The organism is Streptococcus sp. 263_SSPC (assembly GCF_001071995.1).
GTDB lineage: Bacteria > Bacillota > Bacilli > Lactobacillales > Aerococcaceae > Granulicatella.
Window position 1 is genome coordinate 1 of the sequence record NZ_JVNU01000059.1, and the last position, 14976, is coordinate 14976.

11 protein-coding genes and 1 pseudogene are annotated in these 14976 nt (G+C 38.6%); all 12 read right to left on the reverse strand.

Going from position 1 to position 14976, the window contains the following annotated elements:
- Positions 1-273: 273 nt before the first annotated feature.
- Positions 274-2253 carry a Stk1 family PASTA domain-containing Ser/Thr kinase gene (gene pknB, locus ADH02_RS08515; RefSeq protein WP_048784156.1) on the reverse strand — a complete coding sequence of 660 codons (1980 nt, stop codon included), beginning with the start codon at positions 2251-2253 and terminating at the stop codon, positions 274-276.
- A complete protein-coding gene (locus tag ADH02_RS08520) occupies positions 2250-2999 on the reverse strand; it encodes a Stp1/IreP family PP2C-type Ser/Thr phosphatase (RefSeq protein WP_048711075.1) in 750 nt (249 codons plus the stop codon). Before ADH02_RS08520 ends, pknB begins: the two co-directional genes overlap by 4 nt.
- A gap of 21 nt (positions 3000-3020) precedes the next feature.
- Complete coding sequence (gene rsmB, locus ADH02_RS08525) at positions 3021-4343, reverse strand: 16S rRNA (cytosine(967)-C(5))-methyltransferase RsmB (protein WP_048784159.1); 1323 nt, start codon at positions 4341-4343, stop codon at positions 3021-3023.
- Entirely contained in the window at positions 4336-5292 is a 957-nt protein-coding gene (gene fmt / locus ADH02_RS08530) for a methionyl-tRNA formyltransferase (protein ID WP_048784160.1), read from the reverse strand. The genes rsmB and fmt overlap by 8 nt, the downstream gene beginning before the upstream one ends.
- 9 nt (positions 5293-5301) lie before the next feature.
- Positions 5302-7707 carry a primosomal protein N' gene (gene priA, locus ADH02_RS08535; protein ID WP_048784162.1) on the reverse strand — a complete coding sequence of 802 codons (2406 nt, stop codon included), beginning with the start codon at positions 7705-7707 and terminating at the stop codon, positions 5302-5304.
- A gap of 129 nt (positions 7708-7836) precedes the next feature.
- A complete protein-coding gene (gene rpoZ / locus ADH02_RS08540; RefSeq protein ID WP_048712313.1) occupies positions 7837-8052 on the reverse strand; it encodes a DNA-directed RNA polymerase subunit omega in 216 nt (71 codons plus the stop codon).
- A 17-nt stretch (positions 8053-8069) separates the two neighbouring features.
- Positions 8070-8705 carry a guanylate kinase gene (gmk, locus tag ADH02_RS08545; protein WP_048784163.1) on the reverse strand — a complete coding sequence of 212 codons (636 nt, stop codon included), beginning with the start codon at positions 8703-8705 and terminating at the stop codon, positions 8070-8072.
- Positions 8706-8903: 198 nt separating this feature from the next.
- Positions 8904-10271, reverse strand: a complete 1368-nt coding sequence (locus ADH02_RS08550) for an MATE family efflux transporter (protein WP_048784164.1) — start codon at positions 10269-10271, stop codon at positions 8904-8906.
- Between the two features lie 94 nt (positions 10272-10365).
- Positions 10366-11012: pseudogene (locus ADH02_RS08555) on the reverse strand (HD domain-containing protein).
- Positions 11009-11992, reverse strand: coding sequence for a Gfo/Idh/MocA family protein (locus ADH02_RS08560; RefSeq protein ID WP_048784166.1), 984 nt, complete (start codon positions 11990-11992; stop codon positions 11009-11011). The pseudogene ADH02_RS08555 and the gene ADH02_RS08560 overlap by 4 nt, the downstream one beginning before the upstream one ends.
- 93 nt (positions 11993-12085) lie before the next feature.
- Positions 12086-12817, reverse strand: coding sequence for an alpha/beta hydrolase (locus ADH02_RS08565; protein ID WP_048784168.1), 732 nt, complete (start codon positions 12815-12817; stop codon positions 12086-12088).
- 208 nt (positions 12818-13025) lie between these two features.
- On the reverse strand, positions 13026-14873 hold the full coding sequence (gene typA / locus ADH02_RS08570; RefSeq protein WP_048784170.1) for a translational GTPase TypA: 1848 nt from the start codon (positions 14871-14873) through the stop codon (positions 13026-13028).
- Positions 14874-14976 lie beyond the last annotated feature (103 nt).

Here is a 14976-nt window from a genome sequence, read left to right on the forward strand (position 1 = left end):
TCTTTGTTCAGTTTTCAAAGGTCAATCGTTGTTTTGCAACAACTTCTATATCCTATCATAGGACATTTTTACTGTCAACAGATTTCATTGAACTTTTTCAAAGTTTTTTTGAAACTGTTTTATAAGCGAACGTTCGCTCAACAGTGATATTAATTTATCATAACTGATAACCAATTTCAACTGAAATGACTAAGAATTTTTTTGATATTTTATTCTTCTCTAAAAATTCAAAAAAGAGCCTAGGTTACATGAACCTAGACTCTCATATATACTCTATTGTACGACTCCTGTATCGATTGCTACACCATCTCTTTTAATGATGTATTTACCACTTGGAACTTGATTGTTAAACGTAAAATCAATAGTTACACTTGTGGTTTCAGAAATCTTGAAAGTACGATACGCAGTATTCATATTATTGTTTGCATCTTGAATAAAGATTTCAACTGTATTTTGTTTTGCTCCCTGGGTATTTGACCCTGAGTTCGCATTATTATTGTTGTTATTATTTGTTTTCTTCGCTTCATAAGGAATCGTGAATTGTCGAGATACTACTCGTTCTCCTTTTCCTTTTGAGATGACAACTGTTAATGTATCACCTTTTTTAAGAGCTGTGCCTTCTGCTGGTGATTGTTTAATAACAGTATCTGCTGTTTCATTACTATTTTCTTCTGAAATTTGTAACTTCAAGCCATGTTCTTTCGCGTAGTCTTCAACTCCCGAACGTGAATATCCTTTTAAGTTGATTAACGTTACTGGCTCTTTTCCTTTAGATACGGTTAAAACCATTTTTGTATCTTTGGCGACTACTTTTTCACCTTTAGCAACACTTTGTTCTATTACCTTACCAGACTCTACAGTATCTGAATAACTTTCTTTCTTCTCTACTGCAATTCCTAGTTTTTGCAAGGCTGCTTTAGCTTCATCGAAAGTCTTGCCGGTATAATCTCCAACTTCAACGGTGTCTTTACCAGCACTTACTTTTAATACGACTTTAGATTTTTCTTTTACAGAACTTCCTGCCTTAGGGTTCGTCTCTACAACTTTTCCTGCTTCGACAGTGTCCGACTTCACTTTTTGCACATCTGACACTTCGAGGTTCGCATCTGCTAATTTTACTTTTGCATCTGCTTCAGTAAGATTCGTTACATCTGGAACTTTAACGTCTTTTGGAGAAGTTTGAATAAATGCATAGATAGTTCCAGCACTAATGATGATAAATAGTAGCAATAAGATCCATGGCCATTTCTTTTTCTTCTTCTTTTTAGGTTCCTCTTGAACAACTTTCTTCTCTTCGTCAAATTGAATTTCAGGAACTTCCTTACTTGTTGCTGGTACCTTACGAGGGATTGGTCCTGTCGTAATTGGTTGCAACACCTTTGTTTCCTGACTGAAAGCAGTCGGTTTAAACATTGGCTCGTGTAAACGTTCTGGATTTAAGCATGTTTGTAAATCTTCCAACATTTCGTAGCAACTGCTGTAACGATCAAGAGGTTCTTTCGCGGTCGCCTTCAACACCACATTTTCTAAACTTTGCGGCACGGTTGGTAACATCTGTGAAATTCGAGGAAGCGGCTCTTGGAAATGTTTCAACGCGATTGAAACTGCTGATTCTCCTTCAAAAGGAACTTCACCTACTAATAACTCATACAATACGATACCGAGTGCATAAATATCACTGCGAATCGTTGCCATTCCACCTCTTGCTTGTTCAGGAGATAAATAATGAACAGAACCAAGCAATGTATTCGTTTGTGTTAATGACGTTTCAGAAAGTGCAATCGCAATCCCAAAGTCTGTAATCTTCACATTACCTTCTCTATCAATTAAGATGTTTTGAGGTTTGATATCGCGGTGAATGATTCGATTTTGGTGAGCGAGCTCAATCGCCGAAACGATTTGTGTCATAATACGAACGGCTTCACGTGGTGGAAGAGGTCCTCTCTCGCGAATGTACTCTTTCAAATCCGTTCCTTCAACGTATTCCATTACAATGTAATTTGTTCCGTCTTCTTCTCCAACATCATATACACTTACAATATTTGGATGGACTAATTGTGTTGCTGATTGCGCTTCTCGTTGGAAACGTCTCATCGCAGCTTCATTTGTATGAAAGTCTAAGCGCAACACTTTTACTGCCACGGGTCTTTCTAGAATTAAATCTTGTGCTAAATATACAGTGGCCATTCCACCTGTCCCTATATGAGACTTGATTTTATAGCGACCACCAACTGTTTTTCCTGGTGCAATCATTCTTCTACCTCCTCCCTGGCAGTATATTTTGCAATCGCAACTGTAATGTTATCGCGACCGCCCGCTTCATTTGCAGCATCGACCGCTTTATTCGCTTGCGTTGTTACATCTGAATAATTCCCTAGAATTTCTTTAATATATTGATCTTCAACCATATTCGATAATCCATCTGAACAAAGGAAAATCGTGTCTCCATTTTTTAGACTCACTCTTACAAAATCAATCTGGACATTCAGTGTAATCCCTAAAGACTGCGTTACAATATTTCGTTGAGGGTGGCTTTTGGCTTCCTCTTCAGAAATCTCTCCAGATTTTAACAGCTCTTGTACGAGTGTATGATCTTCTGTCAATTGTTTCATTTGAAAATTGCGATACAAATAAGCACGGCTATCACCGACATTTGCAATTAACAATTCAGAACCGATCACTACGGCAACCACAATTGTTGTTCCCATTCCATCTAGCTCACGATATTGATTCGCTTTTTGGAAAATACGATCATTTTCGGCCTGAATATTTTTAACGAGCCATTGATAAGCGGCTTCTGTATCCGTAATACTTTCTTCTTCCCAACGTTTTCCCAAATGCGATAATGCCATAGCACTTGCTACATCCCCAGCATTATGCCCGCCGATTCCGTCACACACAACAATCATCGGCACGTTTTGAGTATTCAAAAAATATCCGGCAGCATCTTCATTTAAAGTACGTCTTTGTCCGACGTCACTTTTGATGGCTATCTCCATATTTTTCCTCCTGTTGCGAATTTATTTTCTTACCATTCTCGCGATGAAAAATCCATCTGTATGATATTCATGCGGTAAAATCGTAAGCATCGGATTTTCCTTTGTACAACCAAACTCTTCGATTGGTTGTAATTCAAACTCCGGATGTTCTCGTAAAAAGTTATGGACTACTTCTTCATTTTCACCCTTGTTAATTGTACAAGTTGAATAGATGAGTTTTCCACCTTTCTTTACCATTGTAGCAATTGCAGACAAAATTTCCAACTGTATTTTTGTTAATTTTGTTAAATCTTCACTATTTTTTGTGTATTTTATATCTGGTTTACGACGCATCAAGCCCAATCCAGAGCATGGTGCATCTACAAATACCGCGTCAAAGCTTTCTTCTTTAAATAGTTCGCCAACTTTTCTAGCATCGAGTGCATGAGTATGAATTCTGTCTTCTACTCCTAAACGTTTTGCGTTTTGATGAATCTTACGTAATTTATTCTCATGTAAGTCCAACGCTTCTACAAGTCCGCCCTCTTTGGCTACTAAGTAACTTGCAAAATGAGTGGTTTTTCCTCCAGGAGCTGCACAAGTATCGAGCACTTTATCTCCAGGATGTAAGCCCCCTACTTGAGCCACTAATGAAGAAGACTCATCTTGAACGGTAACCATTCCATCTTTGAAAGCTTTCGATTGTAGTAAATCTCCTTCTTCAACAATCACTGCTCTCGGTGACAATTTGCTTTCTTGAACCGTCACACCTTCTTCTTGAAGAAGAGTTTTAGCTTCTTCAACCGACATCTCTGGATTTTGAATACGCGCACTTAAGTGAGGAGCAATATTTAAACTTGGGAAAATTTCTCTAGCCTCTTCCCCATATTGTTCAAATAATAAATCCACAATCCAGCGTGGCATACTATATTCGACACTTAAACGTTCACGTTCATCTTTAATAGAAGAAACTCCATCGAATCCTCCCCGTTGAACGTTTCTAAGAACACCATTGACGAATTTCGCAATCCCTTGATGGCCACGTTTCTTCGCGATTTGAACGGCTTCAAAAATAGCTGCATGATCAGGCACTCGCTCTAAATACGCCATTTGGTATACAGTCATTCGTAGGAGACTTAGCACCCATAATTCCATCTTCTTTTGTTTCTCGATAAATGGTTTTAAATAGAAGTCTAATGTTAATTTACGTTGAATGGTTCCGTAGAATAATTCCGTTAATAGTCCTCTATCTCTTGCATCCAATTTATGTTTTTGTAACACATTTTGAAACGCGACTGTCGAGTATGCTTGATTCTTTTCTACATTCGTTAATAATTCTACGCAAATGTCACGTACATTACTCATGGTTTAATCCCTCAAAAATCGCATCATCCTTCAACCATTCTGAAAATCCATTCATAAATGCCTTCGCATCCATTTGTGCTTTTCCTGCCGGTTGAAGACGTGTAATCTCAAGAACAGTCCCGCCACCACAAGCCACATATAGACATCCGCCTTCTACAAATAAGCTACCTGGTGCTTTAGTAGTTTGTTTATCCGTTAAAGCTACTCCCCACATCTTCACACGATTTCCGTTTAAAATCGTAAATGAAGTTGGCCATGGACGTAAGCCACGTACGAAACAATCCACTTCCGTCGCTGTTTTATTCCAGTCAATTTGCTCTTGCTCTCTGGAAATATTTGGAGAGAACGATACAAGCGCTTCATCTTGTTCTACTTCAGTAATTGTTCCAGCAAATAACGCTGGTAATGTTTCGATTAGTAAATCCGCTCCAACGACGCTTAGTTTTTCAAACATACTAGCCACATCGTCTTCGCCAGTAATTGGAATGGCGCGTTGTGAAATAATCGCACCCGCATCCATTTTGGCAACCATTCGCATAATTGTTACGCCAGTTTCTTTGTCCCCGTTCATAATTGCATAATGGATTGGCGCTCCACCACGATATTTTGGTAATAATGACGCGTGAACGTTCACCGCACCAAAACGAGGGAAGTTTAAAAACTTAGTTGGTAAGAATTGACCATAAGCTACCGTTACAATTAAATCTGCATCTAGTTGCATCAACTCTTCCAATTCCTGCGACCCACTTAATTTTTCTGGTTGGTAAACAGGAATATCATGCTCCAATGCCACGACCTTTACAGGAGTTGGTGTAATGATTTTCTTACGTCCAACTGCACGGTCTGGTTGTGTGACAACGGCAATGACTTCAACTGTTTCATCTTCAATTAATCGTTTCAAAACACCTGTTGAAAACTCAGGCGTTCCCATAAAAATAACTTTCTTCATTTTTCACCTCTATAAGAAATGTTGTGGTTCCATATCAATCGTCATAAGCAATTTCTTCGAACCGACTTCTTGTGTTTCCATCATCAATTGTTCTAAGAACTCTTGCAATTGCGGTTCGTTTTTGTACTTCACAATAATTTGGAAATAATAACGATTATTCATTCGCGCGATCGATTTAGCAGTCGGTCCTAACACCACTGCATTTGGCGATACATTTGCCTTCAACGCCTTATGCACTTCGACGGCTTTCTTCAACGCCACCCCTTCATCTTCACTCGAGAATGTAATCATCGTTGTAAAGAAGTACGGCGGATAGTTGGCCATATGACGCATCCGCATTTCCGTTTCAAAGAATCGTTCATACTGATGACCTTGCGCTAATTGAATCGCGTAGTGAGTTGGGTTATAAGTTTGGATAAATACTTCACCCGGCTTATCCCCACGACCTGCACGCCCTGATACTTGAGTCAGTAGTTGGAATGTTTTTTCCGAACTTCTAAAATCAGGAATATTCAACGCCGTATCCGCATTAATCACTCCAACGAGCGTTACGTTTGGATAATCTAGACCTTTCGCAATCATCTGCGTTCCAATTAAAATATCGGCTTCTTGATTTTCGAACTGCTTCAAGATAGCTTCATGTTGCCCTTTGCGTCTTGTCGTATCCACGTCCATACGCACAATTCGAGCGTCTGGGAACACTTCCTGCAATTCTTCTTGCACCTTCTGCGTTCCTGTTCCAAAATAACGAATTTGTCGGCTATGACATTTAGGACAGAAATTAGGAATATGTTCTTCATGACCACAATAGTGACATTTCATACTTCTTGTATCCATATGAAGCGTCAATGAAATATCGCAATTCGGACATTCCAATACCGTTCCACAATCACGACAAAGTACAAAAGAAGAATATCCGCGACGGTTTAAAAGCAACACACTTTGCTCTCCTCGTTCTAATCGTTTTTCGACAGCATCTAATAACGTCTTCGAAAACGATCCTTTTTGATGAACGAATTCCGTTCTCATATCAATCAAATGAACTTCTGGCAAAAGTTGCGCCTGTGCACGCTTCGTTAATCGTAGGAGTGTATAGACTCCCTTTTGTGCACGAGCACGAGACTCAAGACTTGGAGTCGCACTTCCTAACACCACTGGGCAGTGATGATATTCCCCACGCCAAATCGCGACATCGCGAGCGTGGTATCTTGGAGACTCATCTTGTTTATACGTCGCTTCATGTTCTTCGTCTAAAATAATAATTCCGATATTCTCTAATGGAGCAAAGACTGAAGAACGTGCACCCACCACAATGTCTGCTTCTTTATTCTTAATCTTACGCCATTCATCGTATTTTTCACCGACACTCAGTCCACTATGAAGTACCGCTACTCGGTCTCCAAAGCGCGACTTAAATCGGTCAACCATTTGAGGAGTCAATGCAATTTCTGGAACGAGCATCATCGCGCTCTTTCCTTTTTCAATCACTTCCCCAATCCATTGTAAGTACACTTCTGTTTTCCCAGAACCAGTTACACCTTCTAACAAGTACACTTTTGACGTGTCTGTATCGATAGATTCGGCTTTCACTCGGTCAAACGCCACTTGTTGTTCAGAGTTTAACTGGAATGGCGCGCTCTTTTTGAAGACTCTTCCTTTGTAAGGATCACGGTTCACTTCTTTTTGAACAATCGAAATCCAATTGCGTTCGACTGCAAATTTTAAATCAGCTGTAGTAAAATCAGTATCTTCTAAGAAACGTCTCTTTTCAATTTCCATCACTTCCATTGAAGCGAGCGTCTTTAAGAGTGCTACTTTCTTCTTCGCACGCGCAGAGATTGTTGGAATAAACTCCTCATACTCTTGCATTACATAATTCAATCGAATCCAGTCTTCTGTTTTTACCTTCGCGCGGTCTTTGACAACCGTCTCGATAACCACAGCCCCTTCTTTCTTCAACTTCATTAGTCGTTTTACATGTTCCTGAGGCAGGTCATCCGTGTATTGCAATGTATTTTCGTAATGGAAAATTTCTCGAAACACATCTTCATAGTCTTTCGGATTCACTAATACGAATCGTTTTTCATAATTGGATTTTAACATTGCTGGAAGCATCGTTTGATAACATTGAATAAGGAAGGCATGAACCTTCTTCGATAAATACGCTCCAAGCTCTATCATCTCTGGTGATAAGACGGGATCTAAATCCATTAAATGCAAAATATCTTTTACTTCTCCGTCAAAATCTACTTCGTCACTAAATGCTAGTACGAATCCAGAAATACTACGTCCACCAAACGGAACTGCAACACGCATCCCTACTTCAATACTCTCTTGTAAATTTTCTGGGACATGATAATCAAATGGTCGATTCACTTGAATGACTGGAACGTCAACGATTACTTTTGCATACATCTTCTCACCTCCAAAATAGTTTTACTACTCATTATACCATAATGCACTTTAATTTGTTGTCGCTTGCTCTACACTTCAAAACTACGAAAACAAAAAAGCCAAGGGAGTTTCCCTTGACTATAAATTTGATTATACGTGTTCAGGTTTGCTGTCTTCACGAATTGTTAAGTCACCAGCAACAACTTCTTCCAAAGCACGACCTACATTTTTATGTGATTCGTAGTGTTCTAACATTGGTGGTTCATGGTGGTGTAACTCATGTGCACGTTTGCTTGATAAAATAACTAATGAATATTTTGAATCGATTTTTTTCAATAATTTATCGATTGATGGATATAACATCATAATGGTCTTCCCTCTTTCTACTTTTCTTCTAAAATTTCTTCTAATTCATCTTCAAACTTTTCAATGCTTTCCAAGTTTCTTTGGATGCGTAAATGTTCTGTTTGAATAATTGCTTCGATTTGTTGAACCGCATTTTCTACTTTGTCATTGATAACAGCGTAATCATAATACTTCATCAAACCAAGTTCTTCTCTCGCCACTTTCATACGGCTCTTAATCACTTCGTCAGAATCAGTTCCACGGTTTACGATGCGAGATTCTAGTTCACGTAAATCAGGTGGTGTTAAGAAAATAAACACCCCATCTGGCATTGCTTCACGTACTTGAAGCGCTCCTTGAACTTCAATTTCTAAGAATACATCTTTTCCTTTATCTAATGTTTCTTGCACATAATCTAAAGGCGTTCCATAGTAATTCCCTACGTACTCTGCGTATTCTAATAATTTTTTATTCGCAATCATCTCTTCAAATTCTTCTCTTGATTTGAAGAAATAATCTTTTCCATCCACTTCACCTGGTCTTGGCTTACGAGTCGTTGCGGATACTGAGTACACAAATTCTTGATTGTCTTTTGCAAAAATTGCTGCGCGTACTGTTCCTTTACCGACACCTGAAGGTCCAGATAAAACGATTAATAAACCTTTTCTTGCCATAATCGTTTGAAAACTCCAATCTCTTTACATCTTTCTACTATAGTATCACAAACACCGTTATTCCACCAATCAAAAATAATAGAAAATCAATAAAAAATCAATCTCCATACGTTTTCTTTTGATTTTCCATCATTTCAGTAAACTGCTTCACACAATTTATACGCAAAACAAAAAGGCTGGAAAATTCCAGCCCTAGCTTTATGCAATTCGGATGTTTTTCCATCGGCCGCTTCTAAATCGAAGGAGAATGATCATATCCCTGATAAATTGGTCGATAAAGACCGCATACCATGCGCCAGCAAGTCCCCATCCGAAGAAGTTTACAAATACATATCCTAAACTTAATCGAATCACACATGATCCAATAAAAATAGCAATGAGTGGCCATACTGTATCTCCTGCCCCACGTAAGGCTCCAGAAGTAATTAGTTGATGGCTTTGGAATGGTTGAACGAACGCAACGATTGATAATGCAATAATGGTATTCTGAATAATTTCTACGTTATCCGTATACATTCCTGCAAGCAGTGTCGCTCCAAAATAAATAGAAACAGACATCATAATCGCTAAAATTAAGCCGATGCGCTGGCACATCTTGGTATAGCGCTCTGCCAACTTTTCATTTTTAGCTCCAAGCGATTGCCCCATCAGTGACGAAGCAGTAATCCCGAAAGCTTGAGCTGGAGAATATGATAGAGAAAGTACATTCAAAGCAATTTGGTGAGCCGCATAAACATTATTTCCCAGTCCTGAAACGATCTTCAAGAACATGATAACGCCAAAACGTAATGCCATTTGTTCTAATGCTGTTGGAATTCCGATACGTACTAAATCGCGCATCACTTCCGCCCTAAATTCAAATTTTTCCTTAAAATCGAGTTTTAGAATACTTTTTCCTGACAAAATATAACGTACATTTAACACCATCGCGATTAAATTCGATGCAGCTGTAGCAATTGCTGCCCCTGTAACGCCTAATGCCGGAAAGCCAAACATCCCGTAGATTAAAATGGCATTTCCTAAAACATTACAGCTATTGGCTATAATATTATTCTTCATCGGTATTTTCGTTTCACCAATTCCTCGAAGAGCTGCTGTTACAGTAAACGATAGTGATTGGAAGATAAATCCAATTGTGACAATTCTAAAGTAGTCCACACCGACATTAATAACTGTCGCATCTCCCCCAAGTAAAGATAAGATTTCCGGTGCGAAAATCAGCATCAATATTGCTGTTGGCGTCACACAGAAAACCATCGCAAGAATCATTACATGCTTAAGGATGCTTCCCATACGATTGTATTTTTTTGCTCCAAAATATCGGGCAATAATCGCAGTTCCGCCGACATTTAATGCCTGAATCAAACTTAGTCCTAGAAACATTGGTTGGTTTGTCATCCCAACTGCAGAAACAGCTGCAGCAGTATCCCCTGGGATTTTACCCACCATCATCATATCAACCATTCCAAAGAGTGCACCAAGAAGTACTTCCACAAATACCGGCCATACAATCACAAATATATTTTTTCGAAGTTCTTTATTCGTAAGTTGTTGCTCAACTTCCACGCAACCAATCCTCTCACTTTAAAATGTAGTTACTATTTTACACCTGTTTCTCTTACAAAACAAATAAGCGACAAAAAATTTTGTCGCTTATTGTCTATCGTTTCCCATCCCATTCGGCATAAAATTGCTCTAAGTACAGTTCTAAAAATTCATGTCGCCCTTTTGCCAATTCATTACCATATTGGTATTCATCAAATCTTTTAACTTCAGTAATTTTTCATAGAAATGCATAATAGCTGTCGATTCACCGTTTCTATATTCTTCAGGCGTTAAGTTTTCACGTGGCTTCATTTCTGGTTTGTGGATTGGTCTTCCAGTACTTCCAGAGTAACACATCACTCTAGCAATCCCGATAGCACCAATGGCATCTAATCGATCCGCATCTTGCACTACTTTTCCTTCAAGAGAAAGTTCTTGTTGTTCCTTATGATTCTTAAACGACATTCTCGTAATAATCGACTCAATAGCTTCAACTTGTTCAGGAGTCACTTCAATAGAAATTAGAAATCCTTTCAATTCCTTCAACGCGGTTGCGGGATCGTTGACAATTTTATCATCGATAACATCATGGAGTAGCGCTGCAGCTTCACAAATAAATAAGTCTGCTCCTTCCGCCTTCGCAATCGTCTTTGTCGTATTGACGACGCGTTCAATATGCGACCAATCGTGCCCTGTTGTATCTGCACTAAGCACTCTTTTGGCATACTGTTCCATTCGTTTTAATTGTTCTTGTTGCTTCATGCTTCCTCTTCCTCTGGATACTTGATTCCCCATTCACGACGTAATTCTGTCATAATTTTCATCACATCGACCGTATATTCAAGATGCATTTTGTCTACTCCTGAATTAATCGTTGACTCCATATCTAGCACTTCATAAGCTAAGGCATCTAATCCCAATTCATCTTCAAAAGTTTCAACGTGTCCATCTTCTGTATAAGTAATCGTTGCTTTATGTGCTCGAGGATAATCTACAATCTCAATATACCCTTTGTCGTAAGCAATGACTCCGCGTTTTGGTTGTTTAGCATGTAGCGTCATCGTGACAGTTGCCATTTCTCCAGCATCATTCGTCAAAACGATTCCAGCTTGTTCATCCACACCCGTTGGCGCTAATTTCACTTGAGAAACCATCGAACTTGGCGCCTCACTCATGAAATAACGAATGCAAGACAAGGCATATACACCGATATCAAGCAATGCCCCTCCTGCTAGATTGCGATTGAAGAAACGATTCGTCATATCATAATCTTTATAGCTACCAAAGTTCATTTGAATCATGCGAAGCTCACCTAAGTTTTCAGCAGCTTTTCTTAATTGTTTATAGACTGGCATATGGTAAAGTGTCATCGCTTCAGCCAAAATTACATTATTTTCTTTAGCAAGTTGCAACGCTTCTTCCAACTCTTCACTGTTTAGCGTAATCGCCTTTTCACATAATACGTGTTTTCCAGCGGCTAATGCTTTTCTAAGATAGTGAATATGAGTGTTGTGTGGTGTTGAAATATAAATAATATCCACTGCAGGATCTATAAATACATCATCAATTGCATCGTATACTTTTTCAATACCATATTTTTGGGCAAATTTCACGGCATTCGCATAGGTGCGATTGGCCACACCATAGAGTTTTCCATTTAAAGATTCCATTGCTACGGCTAATTCATTCGCAATAACGCCAGTTCCGATAGTGACCCAGTTCTTTGTTACTTTTTGTTGCATACACTCTACCTCCAAAATTCGTTACTTTCATGATACCTGCCGAGGTGTGAAAACTCAACTCTAGCGTATAAAAAAGCTAGACCGAAGCCTAGCTTAATGTGTTACGATGAATTGTTTAATCAATTGAATGAGTTGTTTTTGTTGCTCTTCGGCACTCATTGTCGCCTCACCATCTCCATTTTGCTGACCATAAAGTCCAAATCCACTATGATTCCCACCTTCAATGACTTTATAGAGTGTAGACTCTGGTAACCGAGATTTGGCATCTTCATATTTCTCTTGTTTCAAAATTTTATCGTTCGAAGCCGTAATGGATAAAACAGGAATTTGTGTTTCACTGATATCCGTACTCTGATCTGGATAACTTGCTAGTAAAATTAACCCTGCTACTTGACCCGTCTCGTTCAATTTTTTCGCTTCAACCGTCGAAACAACTCCACCTAGAGAATGCCCTCCGACAAACACTTTATCCAAGTGCTCTTCTTTTACGATAGTGGCCATCGTTCCATTATCCAATACCGGTAAATTTAACTGAGAGGAAATAATGTACACTTCGATTCCTTCTTTAGCGAGTCCATCAGCTAATTTTGCATAAGCTTGCGGTTCAACTAATGCACCCGTATAAAATAAAAGCGTTCCTTTCTTTTCGCCAGTCACCTCAAAATGAGTCCAGTTGTTTTTCTGTTCAAACGCAGCAATATTCCAAGTTTTTTGTGCCTCAGGAGTCGCTCGATACGTAAACATTTGAATCAATCCCAGGGCCAATAAAATAAATGCGAAAAGTACCCCAAAAACTCCGTACATGATTTTTCTTTGTTTTGTCATCTGTCATCTCTTCTCTCTATAAACCTTACCACTATAGGATACTACAACTGTACATAAAAACACAATACACCTAATACAAGTGATACCGTATACGGTATCACTTAACTTTTAAAACCGGAACTTTCATGAGCAAGTTGTTCGAGTTAAATTAAATCAATAAAAACAACAAAAAAAGTGGATGCAATGCATCCACCTTTTGCTATTCAGATTAATTTTCTGCTTCGGCTTGTTTTTTACGTTTATTTGCTTTTTCACGTTCGCCTTTATTTAGAATTTGTTTTCTTAAACGAATTGTTTCTGGAGTAATTTCGCAGTATTCATCGTCTGATAAGAATTCTAATGACTCTTCAAGAGATAATTTCTTAGGAGTCTTAATCACTGAAGTTTGGTCTTTCGTAGCTGAACGAATATTTGTTTGTTGTTTTGCTTTCGTAATATTAACCGCTAAGTCATTTTCACGAGAGTGTTCTCCAACAATCATTCCTTCATAAATTTCAGTACCTGGTTCAGTGAAAATTACACCACGTTCTTCAACACCCATAATTCCGTATGTTGTTGCTTTACCTGTATCTGTTGAAACAAGTGCCCCATTACGACGTCCGCCGATGCTTGTTGGAATGTATGGTAAGTATTGATCGAATGTGTGGTTCATGATTCCGTAACCACGTGTCATTGATAAGAATTCAGTTGTATATCCTAATAATCCACGAGCTGGAACTAAGAAGACAATACGAACTTGTCCGTTATCATTGTGTTGCATATCTTGCATTTCACCTTTACGGTTACTTAATGATTCGATAATTGAACCCATGTATTCTTCAGGAGTATCGATTTGTACACGTTCAAATGGTTCACATTTCACGCCATCGATTTCTTTGATGATTACTTCTGGACGAGATACTTGTAATTCGTATCCTTCACGACGCATGTTTTCGATAAGAATTGATAAGTGTAATTCCCCACGTCCTGATACGATCCATGCATCTGGTGAATCAGTTGGTTCAACTTTAAGAGATACGTCTGTGTGTAATTCACGCATTAGACGTTCTTCAATCTTACGTGCTGTTACAAATTTACCTTCACGTCCTGCAAATGGTGAGTTGTTCGTCAAGAATGTCATTTGTAATGTTGGTTCGTCAATGTGTAATACTGGTAAGCTTTCATGTGTATCTACTGGAGTTACTGTTTCTCCAACGAAGATATCTTCCATACCAGATACAGCGATTAAGTCCCCTGCTTTTGCTTCGTTAATTTCTAAACGATTTAATCCGAAGAAACCAAATAATTTAGTAACACGGAAGTTTTTCTTTGTACCGTCTAATTTTAATAAGGTTACTTGGTCCCCAACTTTGATTGTTCCACGGAAGACACGTCCGATACCGATACGTCCAACGTAGTCATTATAGTCTAATAATGATACTTGGAATTGTAATGGTTCATCTGAGTTATCTACTGGTGCTGGGATATGTTCGATAATTGTATCGAATAAGTAATCCATTGTTTTTTCTTGGTCCGCTGGGTTATCTGATAAACTTGAAGTTCCGTTTAATGCTGAAGCATAAACTACTGGGAATTCTAATTGATCATCATCGGCACCTAATTCGATGAATAATTCTAACACTTCATCGACTACTTCTTCTGGACGAGCAGCATCACGGTCGATTTTGTTTACAACAACGATTGGTGTTAAATGTTGTTCTAATGCTTTTTTCAATACGAAACGAGTTTGAGGCATTGTCCCTTCATACGCATCCACTACAAGAACTACACCGTCTACCATTTTCATGATACGTTCTACTTCTCCACCGAAGTCCGCGTGTCCTGGTGTATCCATGATATTGATACGAGTTCCTTTATATTGAACGGCTGTATTTTTCGCTAAAATTGTAATTCCGCGTTCACGTTCGATATCGTTTGAGTCCATGGCACGTTCTGATAATTCTGTACGTGCATCTAATGTATCTGATTGTTTTAATAATTCATCCACAAGTGTTGTTTTACCGTGGTCAACGTGGGCGATAATAGCAATATTGCGAATATCATTTCTTAATTTCATGTATTTCCTCCATTGATTGACAAAATGAAAGTGATGGAATCTGAACGCTAAAAGAGCCCTTCCATCACCTAAACTTCTTCTCTTAACTCAAAAAGTATACTAC